Source organism: Mesorhizobium sp. WSM4828 (assembly GCF_055811175.1).
In genome coordinates, this window is record NZ_JBVVQK010000030.1 from 1 (window position 1) to 15,452 (window position 15,452).

17 protein-coding genes, 1 pseudogene and 1 riboswitch are annotated in these 15,452 nt (G+C 63.3%); of the genes and pseudogenes, 8 read left to right on the forward strand and 10 right to left on the reverse strand.

What is annotated here, in order from left to right; translation table 11 throughout:
* Positions 1 to 189: 189 nt before the first annotated feature.
* Positions 190 to 1,173, reverse strand: coding sequence for an aldo/keto reductase (locus tag AC0L2X_RS26445; RefSeq protein WP_473561049.1), 984 nt, complete (start codon positions 1,171 to 1,173; stop codon positions 190 to 192).
* 10 nt (positions 1,174 to 1,183) lie between these two features.
* Complete coding sequence (locus AC0L2X_RS26450; RefSeq protein WP_352951170.1) at positions 1,184 to 1,339, reverse strand: YjiS-like domain-containing protein; 156 nt, start codon at positions 1,337 to 1,339, stop codon at positions 1,184 to 1,186.
* Positions 1,340 to 1,574: 235 nt separating this feature from the next.
* Between AC0L2X_RS26450 and AC0L2X_RS26455 the strand changes: the two genes are divergently transcribed.
* The gene (locus AC0L2X_RS26455; RefSeq protein ID WP_473561050.1) at positions 1,575 to 2,444 is read left to right on the forward strand and encodes a LysR family transcriptional regulator; all 870 of its coding nucleotides are present in this window, start codon (positions 1,575 to 1,577) and stop codon (positions 2,442 to 2,444) included.
* Positions 2,445 to 2,592: 148 nt separating this feature from the next.
* Here AC0L2X_RS26455 and AC0L2X_RS26460 read toward each other — a convergent pair whose 3' ends face one another.
* From AC0L2X_RS26460 to AC0L2X_RS26490, 7 genes are all read right to left on the reverse strand, one after another.
* Entirely contained in the window at positions 2,593 to 3,402 is an 810-nt protein-coding gene (locus AC0L2X_RS26460) for an MBL fold metallo-hydrolase (protein WP_473561052.1), read from the reverse strand.
* 180 nt (positions 3,403 to 3,582) lie between these two features.
* Complete coding sequence (locus tag AC0L2X_RS26465) at positions 3,583 to 3,840, reverse strand: YdeI/OmpD-associated family protein (RefSeq protein ID WP_473561054.1); 258 nt, start codon at positions 3,838 to 3,840, stop codon at positions 3,583 to 3,585.
* A gap of 3 nt (positions 3,841 to 3,843) precedes the next feature.
* The gene (locus tag AC0L2X_RS26470) at positions 3,844 to 4,638 is read right to left on the reverse strand and encodes a helix-turn-helix domain-containing protein (RefSeq protein ID WP_473561055.1); all 795 of its coding nucleotides are present in this window, start codon (positions 4,636 to 4,638) and stop codon (positions 3,844 to 3,846) included.
* Between the two features lie 75 nt (positions 4,639 to 4,713).
* Positions 4,714 to 5,058 (reverse strand): hypothetical protein, encoded by a 345-nt coding sequence (locus AC0L2X_RS26475; RefSeq protein WP_352489785.1) that lies wholly within the window; start codon positions 5,056 to 5,058, stop codon positions 4,714 to 4,716.
* 144 nt (positions 5,059 to 5,202) lie between these two features.
* On the reverse strand, positions 5,203 to 5,973 hold the full coding sequence (locus tag AC0L2X_RS26480) for a type 1 glutamine amidotransferase domain-containing protein (protein ID WP_473561057.1): 771 nt from the start codon (positions 5,971 to 5,973) through the stop codon (positions 5,203 to 5,205).
* Positions 5,970 to 7,469 (reverse strand): aldehyde dehydrogenase family protein, encoded by a 1,500-nt coding sequence (locus tag AC0L2X_RS26485; RefSeq protein ID WP_473561059.1) that lies wholly within the window; start codon positions 7,467 to 7,469, stop codon positions 5,970 to 5,972. The genes AC0L2X_RS26480 and AC0L2X_RS26485 overlap by 4 nt, the downstream gene beginning before the upstream one ends.
* On the reverse strand, positions 7,466 to 8,107 hold the full coding sequence (locus AC0L2X_RS26490) for an NADPH-dependent F420 reductase (RefSeq protein WP_473561061.1): 642 nt from the start codon (positions 8,105 to 8,107) through the stop codon (positions 7,466 to 7,468). Before AC0L2X_RS26490 ends, AC0L2X_RS26485 begins: the two co-directional genes overlap by 4 nt.
* Before the next feature lie 375 nt (positions 8,108 to 8,482).
* Positions 8,483 to 8,598: riboswitch (guanidine-I (ykkC/yxkD leader) on the forward strand.
* Between the two features lie 100 nt (positions 8,599 to 8,698).
* Between AC0L2X_RS26490 and AC0L2X_RS26495 the strand changes: the two genes are divergently transcribed.
* From AC0L2X_RS26495 to AC0L2X_RS26520, 6 genes are read left to right on the forward strand one after another with little or no spacing between them, the layout of a single operon-like run.
* Positions 8,699 to 9,763 carry a putative urea ABC transporter substrate-binding protein gene (locus AC0L2X_RS26495; protein WP_352489781.1) on the forward strand — a complete coding sequence of 355 codons (1,065 nt, stop codon included), beginning with the start codon at positions 8,699 to 8,701 and terminating at the stop codon, positions 9,761 to 9,763.
* Between the two features lie 14 nt (positions 9,764 to 9,777).
* Positions 9,778 to 10,680 (forward strand): ABC transporter permease, encoded by a 903-nt coding sequence (locus tag AC0L2X_RS26500; RefSeq protein WP_473561063.1) that lies wholly within the window; start codon positions 9,778 to 9,780, stop codon positions 10,678 to 10,680.
* Positions 10,677 to 11,486 carry an ATP-binding cassette domain-containing protein gene (locus tag AC0L2X_RS26505; protein WP_473561064.1) on the forward strand — a complete coding sequence of 270 codons (810 nt, stop codon included), beginning with the start codon at positions 10,677 to 10,679 and terminating at the stop codon, positions 11,484 to 11,486. Before AC0L2X_RS26500 ends, AC0L2X_RS26505 begins: the two co-directional genes overlap by 4 nt.
* Before the next feature lie 11 nt (positions 11,487 to 11,497).
* Positions 11,498 to 12,706: an agmatinase family protein gene (locus tag AC0L2X_RS26510; protein WP_473600643.1), complete on the forward strand. Its 1,209-nt coding sequence runs from the start codon at positions 11,498 to 11,500 to the stop codon at positions 12,704 to 12,706.
* 2 nt (positions 12,707 to 12,708) lie between these two features.
* Positions 12,709 to 13,248, forward strand: a complete 540-nt coding sequence (locus AC0L2X_RS26515) for a hypothetical protein (protein WP_473561066.1) — start codon at positions 12,709 to 12,711, stop codon at positions 13,246 to 13,248.
* A 47-nt stretch (positions 13,249 to 13,295) separates the two neighbouring features.
* The gene (locus tag AC0L2X_RS26520) at positions 13,296 to 13,889 is read left to right on the forward strand and encodes a HupE/UreJ family protein (RefSeq protein ID WP_352489776.1); all 594 of its coding nucleotides are present in this window, start codon (positions 13,296 to 13,298) and stop codon (positions 13,887 to 13,889) included.
* 255 nt (positions 13,890 to 14,144) lie between these two features.
* On the opposite strand, the gene AC0L2X_RS26525 is transcribed toward AC0L2X_RS26520, so the two are convergent.
* Positions 14,145 to 15,062, reverse strand: coding sequence for an NADP-dependent oxidoreductase (locus AC0L2X_RS26525; protein ID WP_352489775.1), 918 nt, complete (start codon positions 15,060 to 15,062; stop codon positions 14,145 to 14,147).
* 108 nt (positions 15,063 to 15,170) lie between these two features.
* Between AC0L2X_RS26525 and AC0L2X_RS26530 the strand changes: the two are divergent.
* Positions 15,171 to 15,347 (forward strand): annotated as a pseudogene (locus AC0L2X_RS26530) (GntR family transcriptional regulator); the annotation flags it as partial.
* Positions 15,348 to 15,452 lie beyond the last annotated feature (105 nt).

Sequence of the window (15,452 nt, forward strand, 5' to 3'; positions counted from 1 at the left end):
CTCCCGTTGCAGCATCACTCTTTGATCTGAAAACCAGAGCGGCGGACCTTCAACTCGAGCGTGTCCGCCGCTCCGTCCTTGTTCAATTGCGCCACGGAAGCTTGATCAAGGAAAGATGCGATATCGGCTGACATCCGACAGATCGAAGTTGGCCGGCATATCGCCAATGAATTTCGGCGCCGCCACACCCTAAGCGGTCTCGGCAATTTTCAGCACGGCGTCGATCTCGGCCATCACCGCTGCCGGCAGCGGCCCTTTTTCCAGCGCACCGAGATTGTCCGCGACCTGCTCGGGCCGCGTGAAGCCGGGAACCGGCAGGGCGATTGCCGACTTGGCAAGGATCCAGCCGAGCGCGCCCTGCGCAAGCGTGCGCCCGCCCGAGGTGAGCAGGTCGCGGATTGCCGAGAGCCTTGACAGATAGTGCGGGTTGGCGGCGCCATCCCTGAAAAACACCATCCATTCGGCATTCCCGCCGCGGACGTCGTCGGTGGGCAGCCTCATGGCCGGCGTGTATTTGCCAGTGAGCAGCCTCATCGCCAGCGGCAGGCGGCTGAACGAGACGAGGTTCTCGCGCGCCGCAACGGCCATCAGCTCGTTCGCCGGGGTAAACACATTGAAGTCGTTCTCTACGGCGACGAACCCCTCGCGCGGCGCGTAGGCGGCAAGCCGTTCGGGGTGATCGGTGCTCCAGCCGAAGCCGCCGATCTTGCCCTCCTGGCGCAACAGGCCGAGCGTATCGAACACCTCGCCGGCGCGCTCGATCGGATACTCGTTGATATGTAGCAGCACTACGTCGACACAATCGCGCTGCAGGCGCTGCCGCGAATTGTCGATCGATGTCCGGATCGCCGCGGCAGAGGCATCCTCGGGTGCGATCTTGCGCGTTTGGGGATCACCGAAATAGCCGACCTTGGTGACGATGACGGCTTCGTCCTTATTCTTCAACGCCCGCCCGAGGATCAGTTCGGCATTGCCGGCGCCATAGGCGGCAGCCGTGTCGAACACCCGCGCGCCGATGTCATAGGCCATCGCCAGCCCGGCTTGCGACCTGATATCGTCGACCTCGCCATAGACTGTCGCCGTGTCGCGCCAGCGCGCGGCACCACCGGCCGCCCAGGTGCCGATGCCGATGCGCGGTACCGAGCGGCCATCCCAAAGCTCCATCATCTGCATGCCCGCTTCCTCAACGACACAAGCAGGCACGGCGGGCACGCTCGCGGATCTCTTCGCGAGAAATGCCGGCATCCGCCAATGTGCTGTCCGGAACCTGCCTCAGGCTCGCAAGAGTCTGGCGATAGGCAATCCAGCGTTCGAAACGGTATCGAAGTTCATCCAACATGATCGTCTCCTTTGGCCCGCAGAATGCCCGCGCGCCTGGGTTGGTCGAAAGCGCAAAACATCTGCGCCAATCGCATGCGCGATCGACGGGGCTGCGCTCGCTTCTTGGCCAGCCGAGGCGCTTGTCCCTGTCCCGCCAGGCAGGATTGTCCAACGCCTCCAACGCCTGCATACTTGCGCGTGATGCCTGCTTCGCGCTACAGCCACGGTCGCAAGGAGTTTTTCATTTCTGCAAAATGGATATCGGCTGGGACGATCTGAGGTTGTTTCTCGACGTTGCGCGGCTGGGTGGCTTGAGCGCAGCGACGGGAACCACGCGCCTCAGCGCAGCCACCCTTGGACGACGCGTCACCGCGCTCGAAAAGCAGATCGGCGAACCTCTGTTCGTGCGCCAGCAGACCGGCTACCGGCTGACCCCGGTCGGCGAGGAACTGCTGCGGCGCGCCGAAGACGTCGAGGCGGCAATGCAGTCGCTGACGCGCTGGCGCGAGGGAAACCTGCCCGACCGCATTGTCCGCGTCTCGGCCGGGCCATGGACCTCGGCGTTCGTTTCCGCTCATATCGGCGAGATCTGGACGGTCGATGACGGCATAAGGGTAGAGCTTGTCACCACCACCGACCGGGTCGACATCGGCCGCCGTGCCGCCGACATCGGCATCCGAAGCGAGCGCCCGACCGAGCAGTGGCTGGCCGGCCGTCAGAGCGGCAAGGTCGCCCACGCCATTTATTCAGGACGCCACCTGATCAACGGCATCGCCGCCGGTTTGTTCGTCGGCGTCACCGGCGAAGGCGCAAACGTTGCCTCGGCGCGCTGGCTGCAAGCCCATCACGGCGACCGCATCGCTGTACGCGGCAACAACACCCATACGGTGCGCGAACTGGTGGCCGCCGGCGCCGGCCTTTCGATCTTTCCGTGCTTCGTCGGTGACAGCGATCCGCGGCTGGTTCGCGTCGCTCAGCCTATCCCCGAACTCGAAACCGACCAATGGATCGTCACCCATCACGAGGAACGTCACTCCCCGCCGGTACGAAAAGTCGCCGACCGGATTGCCGCCTTGATGCGGGCGCACCAGCCGCTGTTTCGCGGCGAGACGCCGATCCGATAAGCCTCAGGCGTCGATCGGCCGCCGGCGGATCAAGAATCAGATACTTCGGTGGGCCCGACGATGTGCCGCTGCCGTTGAGGACGCCGGAGTGCGGCGCGCTGCTCGTCGAGATCTGAGAGAGCGGTATAACCGATCAGCACCGGGCCGCCTATCCGGTCACTCGTCCTTCTGCCGGCTCATAGCCGTATGCTTCGCCCTTACGCACCACGCGACCGATGCCCGGCCAGCCAAGGTGCGCGCCGGCGATCCACGTCCCCGCCTCGGCCGCGTCACTGAAAACCTTTAGGCGGGTTGCGCGCGCGGTCAGCTGATCGTCGTCATAGCCCCAACTGAACGCGGGATTGCTGAACTGCAAGGCCGGCACATGAACGAAGTCCCCGAAGAATAGGAAACGGTCCTCGTCCGTGTCGAACGTGTAGCCGGTGTGACCGGCAGCATGACCGGGCAGGGCGACCGCCCTCAATCGCTCACCCACCTGGTCGCCATTCTGGACAGGCTTCAGCAGGGGCCGGAACTGCGCAAGGTGCGCGTAAGCGAAAAAGCTCTGCACAGCCGCCTCGGGAATTACGATCGCCTTCAAGTTTGGAAAGAGCACTCGGCCGTCGGGGGCCAAAAGTCCGTGCACATGATCCTGATGGGCGTGGGTTAGCGCCAAGACCGTGATCGAAGCCGGGTCGATCTTGGCCTCCGCCATGGCCTGCTCAAGACGTCCCACTGTCGGGGCCCACCCCCCTCCTCCGCTGTCGATCAGAACGCCGTCAACGCCTGGACCTGCGAGCGCGAAGCAATTGACAGACAGGCGAAGCGCCCCTGCCTGCGCAGCTTGCGGCACCGGATTATCCTGCGTGTCCCGCAGAAGGTCCGCCGGCATCTCGATGTAACCGTCCGAGAGCGACCAGACGCGCCACCTTCCCGACGTGCTGCCGAGCACGTTGCTGCTTTGCGATGTCACGATCATAAGGCCACCTGCCGCAAACGAAAATGGAGGATAGGTTCGATTGTCACTATTGGCTCTCTGCATCCTCTGCGCAAAAGCGTGGGGAAATCGATGAAGATCAATGCGGAAAGCACCCGATCTCGATAGGCTATCGGAAGATGATCGTTGACGGATCTGCTAGCTTCGCGACGATGCCAGCTCTTATTGCATGCCCATGTAGATTCCTCCCTTCGTAAGCTCGTCAATCATCTGATTTATGCGCTTTCGGCGTGTTTCCGGGTGACGGGCGCGCGCGATCCAATGCAAGTAATCATTGCGCTGATAGGGAGGCCGTTGCTTGAAAGCATGCATCAGATTTGCGGCCTCGAGCTCTGCACGCAAACTGTCGGGCATTTTAGCCAACGGACGTTTCAGCAACTCACGCTCCGCCATTCGAATCGCGATGCTGGAATAGATCACAAGTCAGCCGTCTCGCCTGCGAGACCGCAGCCGGCCTGGCGACAGCCCTTTAAATCGGGTCACGACGCGATTCATATGGGCCTGGTGAGTGAAACCCGCGTGCTGAGCAATCTCGGCCAGCGGCAGATCGCTATTTTCCAAAAGCTCGACCGCGCGATCAACGCGGCGGCGTAAAATGAATTGATGTACCGGCAATTGCGTCGCCTCGCGAAAGGCGGCGGTGAAGGCGCGTCGTGGCATTCCCGCGATTCCGGCAAGATGGTCGATCGACACCCCCTTTTCCAGATCGCCGTCAATCGTAGCGAGGACCCGGTCGAACCGCTGCGAGGTTAGGACCGGAGATTTCTGCCGCCGCTGACGTGCATGCCCGAGACGGAGCAGGTTCGCGAAAACCAGGCCCAGCGTCCATTCGCGGACGATGGCGTTGGCTGGCGCGTCGCCTTCGAGGCGTCGGCACAACTCGGCCACCAGCGAATCGCGTATCGGTCGATCGGTCAGGATCACCAGATCGTCGAGGGTCCCGGCTGCGGATACCAGGAGCCTTGAAGCCAGCGCGGAGTCAACGGTGATCATCGTCAGCTCTCGCGGCTCCTCGATCTTGAACCGCGTGGCACGCTCGGGAAGGCTGAGCAGCAGGTCGCCGGGGCGGGTGAAGACGCGCCGCAGCCCGCGGCCAAGATCGATCTCTGCATAGGATGAACCACTGCGGATCACACGCAGCTGAACGACTCCGGCCGGCGCATGGCGATAGTCGCCGGCAGGAAAGAACAATCTCTTTGCACTTGCGGCGGTCACCATCGTTGTACCGGGCGTCCGGACGCAAGTTCCTCCAGGACTTCGATGATCGATCGCCGCATCCTCGATCCTTGACGCCTACACTTTTGCCCGTTTGGCCGGCCCACCAGGCGCATCACTTGCCAAGGCGGTCAGTTCACCAATCCGGGGCACAAAGATGTTGTGCAGTGTCTGGGTCATAATGGTCATTTCACGCTGAATTTGCAGTTCCTGTGCGGCGGGAAACAATGTGTGCTGCAAGAAGAGTTCCAGGCCTGCCTTGTCGTCCCATATCTCGATGATGCGATAGCCATCGTCGGTGGCATGCGCGAGGTGCTGGTAGATGCCGCCAGCGGGCCGTTTCTCCACGCCGATCCGAGCGAGGATGCGGCTATAATCTTCGGCCGTCAGGCCGGCAATATCAAGTGTCGTCACCACGGCCATGGTTCATCCTCGCTGCTGATTGTGGTTGTTTGAAATGAAGTTCTTGGACGACCCCGGCTCCTACTGGGCCGATGTCGTTTGGCATCGCCGTCCTGACGGCGAGTTTGACTCCCGAACTTCACCGACAGGAGCGGTCTTTGGTCCTCAGCCACCGAGCGCCTCGATGACAAGACGGGCGGTCGCCGCTCCGGAGAAGTTCTGCTGGCCGGTGATCAAATTGCCGTCGCGCACGGCAAAATCGCGCCACAGCCCGGCCTGAATATAGTTCGCGCCGAGCGCACGCATCTCATCCTCGATCCGCCATGGCATCAAATGCGTACCGTGCGGCAGCGCGCCCATCTCCCAGACGGCATTGTCGGCGAAGTCCTCCTCGACATTGGCGAACCCCGTAACAGTGCGGCCTTTGGCCAGCAGCTCGCCGGTTGAGAGGCGCGCGTAGCGCAGCAGCGCGACGCCGTGACACAAGGCGGCCGCGACCTTGTCGGCCGCGAAAAAGGCGACGAACAGCCGCTGCAACTCAGTTGCGCCTTCGAAGGTGAACATCGGCGCCTGGCCGCCAGCGACGACGATCGCGTCGAACGCGTCGACCGACAGCTCTGCGATGGGCCGGGTCGTCTCCACCAGCGCCGCCAGTTTCGGCGTCGACAGGAAACCGAGCGAGATCAGATCCGTATCCGAATAGCCGGACGGATCGCGTGGGTCGCTCAACACATCCGCCTCGCATTTGCCGCCCTCAGGCGAGAAGATCGCGACTTCGTATCCGCGCTCCGTGAAGGCGAGCCAGGGATGAGTTAACTCGCTCCACCAAAACCCGACCGGCCAGCCTGTGGTGGTTGACACAGCCGGGTTTGAAAGGACCATCGCGACGCGTTTGGGATGCAGCGGGTCGAGCGGGTTGGGATCGCGTACGCTCATCGCGCCATCTCGACTGGTTCGCCAAGATTTGCCCAAATCGTCTTGTATTGGGTGTAGCTTTCCCACGCCTCGCGGCCCTGCTCGCGGCCATAGCCGCTCATCTTGAAGCCTCCGAACGGCGCATTAGGATGGTATTTGTGCCAGCAGTTCAGCCACACCGTGCCTGCCTTGATCCGGTCGGCGAGCCGCAAGGCGCGGCCAAGATCGCCGGTCTGGATGCCCGAGGCGAGCCCGTAGCTCGTGTCGTTTGCGATCCGGATCGCGTCCTCCTCGCTGTCGAATGGAATCACCGGCAGGACGGGGCCGAAAATCTCTTCGCGCGATATCCTTAGGTCGTTGGTCGCATCGGCGAAGATGGTCGGCTCGATGAAGAGGCCCTTGCCGTTGATCTGGCAGGTGCCGCCGCCCGCCGTCAGTCGCGCGGTGCGCTTGCCCTCTTCGACATAGCTCAAGACCTTGTCATACTCGCCGCGCGCCGCGATCGGCCCGATCATCGTCGCAGGGTCCAGCGGATCGCCGAGCGTCGCCGACTTGGCCATGGCGCTCAGCTTCTCGACGACCTCGTCATAGCAGGCGCGTTCGACCAGCAGGCGCGATCCGGCGACGCAGACTTCGCCCTTGTTCCAGAAGATGCCCCAGAAGGCTGCCTGTATCGCGGCATCGATATCGGCATCGGCGAAAACGATATTGGGACTCTTGCCGCCGAGCTCCATGGTCAGGTGTTTCATCGTCCCGGCACCGTTGCGCATGATGCCCTGGCCGACGGCGGTCGACCCGGTAAAGGCGATCTTGTCGACGCGGGCATCGTTGACCAGCGCGTCGCCGATGGTGCCGCCCGGGCCGGTGATGAGATTGTAGACGCCCGGCGGGACGCCCGCGTCGAGGATGACTTGCGCCAAGGCGAGGGCCGTCAGGGGCGTGTCGGTCGCAGGCTTGTGAACGACCGTGTTACCCGCCGCGAGTGCCGGCGCGATCTTCGAACAGGACAGCGCGAGGGGAAAATTGAACGGGGTGATCGCAGCGACCACGCCAAGCGGCTCGCGTCGCGTCAGGATCCTGATATTTGGTTCGTAGCTTGTACGATAGGCGCCGTCCATCGCGCTCATGGCGAGCCCGCCATGAAAGCGGAACAGTCCTGAGCAGTGCGGCATGATGATATCGCGGAAATCGCGATAGGGCATACCCATGTCCATCGCCTCGCGCACCGCGAAATCCTCGGCCCGCTCGTCCATCAGATCGGCGATGCGAAACAGGATCTTGGCGCGCTCCTCATGATGCATCCGCGCCCAGGGTCCTTGCTCGAAAGCCCGCTGCGCGGCCGCGACGGCATCGCTCGTGTCGGTGACGTCCGCCTTCGCAATATCGGTGATCGCCGCCTCCGTGGTCGGATCAAAAGTCGTCGAAGTCTCGCCACTGACGGCATCGCGCCATTGGCCATCGATCAGCAGACGTCCTACTGGAATCGCCTTGCGCCGCGCGGGTAGATAATCAGTCATGAACCGGTTCCGTCCTGTCGAATGAGATTGAAGGAAATTGTCGGCCCCATCCCGCGCCGATAAGCGAGCTGGACCAATAGCAGCATCATCGGCTCGATCAGGCGCGAGGCCGTGAGATCGCCGACATCGACCGGCATTGTCGGTAGATCGGCGAGAAGCCGGCAAACCGCCGCCTTGGCATCAGCGTCATTGCCGGCGACATAGCTCGTCACCGGATCGCCGTTGAGACGCGGATCATCCCTGTCAAGCAATTCGGCAAAGGTCGGAATGCACTTGACGACAAGCGCGCCCCGCGCGCGCCTCTGAACCTCCTCGCCTACCGACGTAGTAGTGCCTAGCAGCATCGTGGAAAGCTCAGGCGCGACTGCGTTGGTATTGTCCCAGACGATCTTGCCCGACAAATCGCCAAGCGCGTCCATCGCCAACTCGAGAGCCGGCCATGGCGTCGCCAGGGCAATTACGTCGGCCCATCTCGCTACTTCGTCAGGGGCACCGAAGCCAACATGGAGGGTTGCCGCGATTGCGCGCAACTTGCCTTCGTCACGACTGAAGCTGAGGCGAATTTCGTGCCCGGCGAGGCCAAGACGTTTCGCCAAGGCCTTCCCGAGCGAGCCTGGTCCGATGATCGCAACTTTCACAACTGCCTCCCGACACGCGATCGGGCTTGCCTAGCATCATTGCAGTCGCGCTTATTTCACGAATTGCCCTTGCACGATCGGGCGCACTCGTCACATGGGTCGGCGCCAATTGGCATCCGGATCCGCCGCGCGCTCACGCCCTCCCCGAACGTGTCCCTACTGGGCGTGTATGTGGGCCACCATAGAGGATGGTGCCACCAGCGGAGGTCCCCAGGGCACAAGGCTCACATTGGTGACGCTAGATTTTCTTTGCCTAATCCGTCGGCGTTGCGATGACTTTTGTGGCATCAGCATAACGCGATTGCCTGCAAATCCGGGGAAAGGCCGCCTCAGGACGGCTTTCCGGACTGGCACGCCCCTTGCTTCGTCGTTCACGTGCAGAGCGTCTAGGGTTCCGGCCGTGTCGATTACGGTGCTGGTCCAAGAGACGCGACCGCTTGAGATGCATTGAGGCATCCGGCGGAACACGGCGGGCCAAAATCCCGGGAGAACCCTGCACGGGTTTGCTGGCGCGAACCTCTCCCGGATGCGCGCTCCGTGAACCCCCAACAGACGTCCGGACGCAATCCGGATCGCAAACAGGGGTACGCAATGCTTCGCAAACTGGCTGCAATCATCCTAGCCGCATCACTCAGCCTTCCCTCCATATCGGCCGCGGAAGCGGCGCCCAAGAAAGACTTCAAGATTTGCTGGTCGATCTATGTCGGATGGATGCCGTGGGGCTATCTTTCCGACAGCGGCATCATGAAGAAGTGGGCCGACAAATACGGCATCAATGTCGAAATCACCCGCATCAACGACTACGTCGAGAGCATCAACCAGTACACCGCCGGCGGCTTTGACGGCTGTTCGATGACCAACATGGATGCGCTTTCGATTCCGGCCGGCGGCGGTGTCGACACCACGGCCCTGATCGTCGGCGATTTCTCCAACGGCAACGACGCCGTCATCCTCAAGAACAAGGCCGCGCTCAAGGATATTGCCGGCCAGAAGGTCAATCTCGTCGAGCTCTCCGTCTCGCATTATCTGCTGGCGCGCGCACTGGAGACGGTCGGGCTCGCCGAGAAGGACATCACTGTGGTCAACACCTCCGATGCCGACATGGTCGCCGCCTACGGCACCAGCGATGTCACCTCCGTCGTCACCTGGAATCCGCTGGTCTCGGAAATCGCCGCCATGCCGGGCGCCCACAAGGTATTCGATTCGACTGAGATTCCCGGCGAGATCATCGACATGATGGTCGTCAACACCGCGACGCTGAAGGACAATCCGGCCTTGGGCAAGGCGCTTGTCGGTGCATGGTATGAAGCCATGGCGCTGATGACCTCGGGCACGCCCGAAGGCAAGGCGGCCAAGGAAGAGATGGCCAAGGCGTCGGGGACGGATCTTACCGGTTTCGACGCTCAGCTAGGATCAACGGCGATGTTCTTCGAGCCGGCCAAGGCGGTCGCATTCACCAACGGCGCCGAACTGCCGAAGACCATGGATCTGGTGCGTAACTTCCTGTTCAGCCACGGCATTCTTGGTACCAACGCGCCGAGCGTCGACGTGATCGGCATGAGCTTCCCCGATGGCTCGACGCTGGGTGACGTCAACAACGTCAAGCTGCGCTTCGATCCGGCCTTTATGGCAGAGGCGGCGGGCGGAACGCTCTGACACGGGAGCGCGACATGCTAGCCAGAGGAACCGGCATCGTGCAGGCCGCAATAGGCCCCGAGGTCGCGCGCCTGCAACTTAGCAGGCCGAAAGCGCGGCTTCGCCTCATCAACGCGACGGTCTCGCGCGGCGGAGCGTTGCTGCTTGGGACGCTGCCGTTTGCCGCCGTGGCGATTGCCTATCTCTTCGCTTCCGCGCGAAGGCTGGCGGTCAATCCCAGCGACAAGCTGCTGCCCTCCCCTGCACAGATGTGGTCGGCCTTTTCAGACCTGGCGACAGTGCCGGACAAGCGCTCCGGCGACCTGATCCTATGGGCCGACACCTATGCCAGCCTGATTAGGCTGTTCGCCGGCGTCGGCGTGGCCACGCTGGTGGCGCTCAGCCTCGGCGTCGCCATAGGTTTCATCCCTCGCGTCAGGGCCTTTGTGCTGCCCTTGGTCACAGTTGTCTGCGTCATCCCGCCACTGGCGCTGCTCCCGATCCTGTTCATTGCGCTCGGCCTCGGCGAAACGGCCAAGATCACCTTGATCGCTCTCGGCGTCGCACCGGTCATGGTGCGCGACATCGCCAACCGGGTGATGGAATTGCCGCCGGAGCTCGTCGCCAAGGCACAGACGCTCGGCGGCAACAGCTGGACCATGGTGCTCAGGCTGGTGCTGCCACAGGTCATGCCGCGCCTCATCACTTGCGTACGGCTGGCGCTTGGGCCGGCCTGGCTGTTCCTGATCGCGGCAGAAGCCATCGCCTCCACCGAGGGGCTCGGCTACCGCATCTTCCTCGTTCGTCGCTACCTGTCGATGGACGTCATACTGCCTTACGTCGCCTGGATCACGCTGCTTGCGGTGATGACCGACTGGCTGCTCGTGCGGCTCTCTCACATCATCTCGCCCTGGGCGCATCCGGTGCGGAGCAGATGAGCCGGATCCTCGTCCATGGGCTGGAGAAGAGCTACGGCGACGCCCGTGTGCTGGAACGGGTCAACGTCTCCGCCGAAGCGGGTGAATTCCTGTCGCTGGTTGGCGCCAGCGGTTGTGGAAAATCGACATTCCTGCGCATCCTGCTTGGCCAGGAACAGCAAAGCGGCGGCGTGGTCGTCGTCGGCGACCAGCCGATCGTGCCGGAGCCGACGCCGCAGCGCGGCATCGTCTTCCAGCGCTATTCCGTGTTTCCGCATCTGACCGCGCTGCAGAACTTGCTGCTGGTCGAGGACTTCCGTTCGGGCGGACCGTTCGGCCGCGTCTTCGGCGCCAGGCGCAAAAGCGCCAGGCAAGAAGCCGAAACCATGCTGGAACGGGTCGGGCTTGCCCATGCGCGCGACCTCTATCCGGCTTCGCTGTCGGGTGGCATGCAGCAACGGCTGGCGATCGCGCAGACCTTGCTCGGGCGGCCGCGGATCCTGCTTCTCGACGAGCCGTTCGGCGCGCTCGATCCCGGCATCCGTGCCGAGATGCATGAGCTGCTCACCGAGCTATGGACCGAGCACGGCATGACCGTGGTCATGGTCACCCACGATATCGGCGAGGCATTCAAGCTCGGCACCCGCGTGCTGGTCTTCGACAAGGTGCGCCACGACCCCCAGTTCCCGTCCGCCTATGGCGCGACGATCACCTACGATCTGAAGCTCGACCGCAAGCACCGGGCTTCCACACGAGACGTGGCCGAAGTGGCCGCGATGGTTGGGACGACCCGACTGGATAGCGCAATCGCGACGACGGCGTCGTGAAGGAGGTTTTCATGCACAGAGATAGTCCAGAACGTCGGCATCGCCGCGCCGGGCTCACCGACCGCCAGCCGCGCCAACGCTTCCATCATCCGAACTTCGAGATCCGCGACATGCAGGGCTGGAAGTCGATCGAGGCGGAAGGAAAGCTGCCCGAGGATGGCTGGCGCAAGGAACAGAAATGGGCACTCGACATGGGCCTGCCCGGATCGGATTCGATCATCGACAAGTCGATCCCGACATTCGCGCGAGGCGAGTTGCCGCATTTCGCCGGCATCAACACCTTCCTCAAGGCGCCCTATGTCGAGAACGTCCGCGATGTCGGCAGATATGACGCTGCCGTCATGGGCATTCCTTTCGACAGCGGCACCACCTATCGGCCCGGAACCCGCTTCGGGCCGCAAGGCATGCGCCGCATCTCGGCGCTCTACACGCCTTACAATTACGAGCTCGGTGTCGACCTGCGCGAGCAGATGACGCTTTGCGATGCCGGCGACGTCTTCACCATTCCCGCCAATCTCGAAAAGAGCTTCGACCAGATCACCAAGGGCGTCAGCCATGTCGCCTCGTCCGGCGCGCTGCCGATCATGCTCGGTGGCGACCATTCGATCGGGTTTCCGTGCGTGCGCGGCATCGCCGACGTGACCTCCAAGCGCATCGGCATCATCCATTTCGACCGCCACATCGACATTCAGGAAAAGGATCTCGACGAACGTATGCACACGACGCCCTGGTACTGGGCAACCAACCTGCCGAACGTCTCGGCCACCAATCTGGTGCAACTCGGCATCGGCGGCTGGCAGGTGCCCCGCTACGCCGTCGCAGAGGCGCGGAAGCGCGGCACCAACGTGCTGACGATTTCCGATATCGAACAGATGGGGCTGGAGAAGGCGGCGGAGATCGCGCTCGAGCTCGCATGGAAGGACACCGACGCCGTATACATCTCCTTCGATGTCGACAGCATCGATTGCGGTTTCGTGCCGGGTACGGGCTGGCCGGAGCCCGGCGGCTTCCTGCCGCGCGAGGCACTGAAGCTGCTCGGGCTGGTGTCGGCGCCCGGCATCTGCGGACTGGAAGTGGTCGAGGTGTCGCCGCCCTACGACACGTCAGACATCACGGCGCTGTTTGGCGTGCGGGTGGTCGTCGAGGCGCTCGGCTCGATGGTCGCGCACGGCAATCTCGGCAAGCACAAATCCATCATCGACAAGCCGACGAGCTTTTGACCATGCACGATGATCATCATCACCACGACCATAACCATGGCGACGGTCACCATGACGGGCCGAACGGTCATCATCACCATCCGCACCCCGTCGGCCACAACGGGCCGGCCGGCAAGCCGTTGCAATGGCAGACACCGCATCTGCCGCACCACCATGCGCCCGAACCCGCCGACACGCGGGCGACGGATCTCGATCTCGTCGAGATCGCGTTTCTCGAAGGGTTTTCGCGGGCGCCAGACCCCTCCAGTTTCCTGCGCCTCGCCGGGATTCCGTTCGTCGGCGAGACCGCCGACGGCGTACGGCTGCATCTTCTGCGCGTCGAGACGCAGGACATGGTCGATGTCGGCGCCGTCATGCCGCTGATCGGCGGCGCCGGCGTCACCTATCACCCGCTGCCCGCGAAACTGACGTCGCGTCGGCGCCGCCTGGCCTTCGTCTACCACAACGGCAAGGCACAAACGCCCCTCGACTTCGGCGAGGCGCGGCTTCTAGCCGACAGGTCCGGCGCCGCACAATTCACCATGCCAGGGGCCGGACAATGAGCACCGGCCTTGAACCGATCGCACCTCTATCAAACAGGTCAGGAACCATGAACAAAACGCATTCATTCTTCGGCAGACTCGCCTTGGCAGCCGCCACAACTTTCATCCCCTCATTGGCCTTCGCCCACAGCGGCGGTTTTCATGCTCATGGGTTTGTAGACGGCCTTCAGCACCCGCTGGCCGGTATGGACCACCTGCTTGCCATGATGGCTGTAGGCATCATTGCCGCTCGCGCCGGTGGCAATGGGATCATCATCGTCCCGTCGTGCTTTGTCTCGGCGATGGTCGCTGGCGCCCTGCTCGGAATCGCCGGCATCGGCCTGCCCTCACTGGAAGCGGGCATAGCGCTATCGCTGGTAGTCTTCGGCGCCATGATGATGCTTGCCAAGCCGTTTCCGCTCGCTGTGGCTGCGTCGCTGACTGCCCTTTTCGCCCTCTTCCACGGCAATGTCCATGGCCTCGAAATTCCCGAGACGACCAGCGGCATCGCTTACGCGGTTGGCTTCGTGGTCGCTACTTCGGCTCTTCACGCGACCGGCGCGTTGGCCGCCCTGACACTTCGGCGCTGGCCGGGCGCCATCCGCACGGCAGGAGTCGGCACGTCGGTGGTCGGTATGGCGTTGGCGGCACAGATCATCTGACCCGCAGGTATCTGCGATGAACAGGAAGCGAAGGCATGATCAAGCGTCTGACCGTCTGGCTGCGCATCCGAAACATGCTGTACCAGATCCTGAAGACCCGGTCTGAGCGACTCTGATCGCATCCGGGGACTGAGGCTATGCAGCTTGCCGTACGCCTCGCGCGTACTGAGCGGTCCGCCGCGGGTCGCGACTAGGACGCAGCCGGCCGATCTGGACAGCGCCGGTCGGCCGCGTGCATCGATACGCGCGTGTCGCTCACGGACGAACTCGGATGATCGTCTTCCCCGAGCGTCGCTCGGTCGGGTTGAAGGCGGAAACGGCATCATCGAGGGTCGAGATGTTGCCGATGTTCGTCCGGAGCCGTCCGTCCCGCACCCGCTGGACGATTTCACTCAGTTGAGCACGATCGGACTCGACAACGAAGTCGACTGCCAGGCCATTGGCGGGCTGCGCGTCGGGCGGCCCGACGACGGTCACCAGTGTTCCTCCGGCTCGAACCAGGCCTGCGGATCGCTTCTGTATGTCGCCGCCGATGACATCGAACACCAGATCGACGCCGCCGACATCTTCCAGGGCGTCGTTCTCGAGGTCGACGAACTCGTTCGCGCCGAAGTCGAGCGCCTTCTGACGGTCGGCAGCGCGTCCAGTGCCAATGACATAGGCGCCGGCCTCTCGTGCGAGTTGCGTCACCATCGACCCGACTGCGCCGGCCGCACCATGCGCGAGGACGCTCTGCCCGGCCTGAAGGCGGCCATGGTCGAACAGACCCTGCCACGCAGTCAGGCCCGAGATCGGCAAACTGGCGCCTACCGTGAAGTCGACGTCGCCCGGCAGTGGCGCGAGGTTACGTGCCTCCATGGCTACATACTCCGCCAGGGTGCCGTCGCGATACCAATCGGCGAGGCCGAATACCCGCTGGCCCACGGACAGTCCCGTCGTCCCGTAGCCGAGGGCGGTGATCACGCCGGCCAGCTCGTGCCCGGGGATCGATGGCGTCCGGTCACGGTCGAGGCGATCGGTCCAGGTCGATGGCCACGCCAACTCAGTCGGGACGAATCCTGACGCATGAACCTGAACGACGACGTCGTTTATCGCTGCCTGCGGCTCGGGCCGCTCGGCCAGCTTCATCCCGGCCGTTCCCGCGGCCTGATCCGTCACAACGATTGCCTTCATCGGAATTGTCTCCTCGGTCATTTGTCACGTGGCGATGGCCGGTAGATATGTCCGGCTCTGGTCGTGAAACAGGACCAAGATTAGCGGGAATGATGGTACCATTGCGCCATGGCTGCTGTGCCCATCCATCTCGACCGCGCCGCAAGGACGCCGCTGGCGACGCAGATCTACCGGGCGGTCCGGGACGCCATCGAGACGGGGCGGCTAGACGCGGGAGCAAAGCTTCCTTCCTGGCGTGACATGGCCGCTCAGCTCGGCGTCTCGCGCGGCACCGTACGCGTCGCCTACCAGCGCCTCATCGACGAGCAGTTCGCGGTCGGCGCCGGCGCGGCGGGCACCCGCGTCGCCGAGAGCCCGTCGCCTTGGTCGGCGCCCTTGTGGTCGCCAGAC

Excerpts from the sequence above, each read along its gene's own strand:
- AC0L2X_RS26445 (WP_473561049.1), bottom strand. The coding sequence starts at position 1,173 with ATGCAGATGATGGAGCTTTGGGATGGCCGCTCGGTACCGCGCATCGGC.
- AC0L2X_RS26450 (WP_352951170.1), bottom strand. The coding sequence starts at position 1,339 with ATGTTGGATGAACTTCGATACCGTTTCGAACGCTGGATTGCCTATCGC.
- AC0L2X_RS26455 (WP_473561050.1), top strand. The coding sequence starts at position 1,575 with ATGGATATCGGCTGGGACGATCTGAGGTTGTTTCTCGACGTTGCGCGG.
- AC0L2X_RS26460 (WP_473561052.1), bottom strand. The coding sequence starts at position 3,402 with ATGATCGTGACATCGCAAAGCAGCAACGTGCTCGGCAGCACGTCGGGA.
- AC0L2X_RS26470 (WP_473561055.1), bottom strand. The coding sequence starts at position 4,638 with ATGGTGACCGCCGCAAGTGCAAAGAGATTGTTCTTTCCTGCCGGCGAC.
- AC0L2X_RS26475 (WP_352489785.1), bottom strand. The coding sequence starts at position 5,058 with ATGGCCGTGGTGACGACACTTGATATTGCCGGCCTGACGGCCGAAGAT.
- AC0L2X_RS26480 (WP_473561057.1), bottom strand. The coding sequence starts at position 5,973 with ATGAGCGTACGCGATCCCAACCCGCTCGACCCGCTGCATCCCAAACGC.
- AC0L2X_RS26485 (WP_473561059.1), bottom strand. The coding sequence starts at position 7,469 with ATGACTGATTATCTACCCGCGCGGCGCAAGGCGATTCCAGTAGGACGT.
- AC0L2X_RS26495 (WP_352489781.1), top strand. The coding sequence starts at position 8,699 with ATGCTTCGCAAACTGGCTGCAATCATCCTAGCCGCATCACTCAGCCTT.
- AC0L2X_RS26500 (WP_473561063.1), top strand. The coding sequence starts at position 9,778 with ATGCTAGCCAGAGGAACCGGCATCGTGCAGGCCGCAATAGGCCCCGAG.
- AC0L2X_RS26505 (WP_473561064.1), top strand. The coding sequence starts at position 10,677 with ATGAGCCGGATCCTCGTCCATGGGCTGGAGAAGAGCTACGGCGACGCC.
- AC0L2X_RS26510 (WP_473600643.1), top strand. The coding sequence starts at position 11,498 with ATGCACAGAGATAGTCCAGAACGTCGGCATCGCCGCGCCGGGCTCACC.
- AC0L2X_RS26515 (WP_473561066.1), top strand. The coding sequence starts at position 12,709 with ATGCACGATGATCATCATCACCACGACCATAACCATGGCGACGGTCAC.
- AC0L2X_RS26520 (WP_352489776.1), top strand. The coding sequence starts at position 13,296 with ATGAACAAAACGCATTCATTCTTCGGCAGACTCGCCTTGGCAGCCGCC.
- AC0L2X_RS26525 (WP_352489775.1), bottom strand. The coding sequence starts at position 15,062 with ATGAAGGCAATCGTTGTGACGGATCAGGCCGCGGGAACGGCCGGGATG.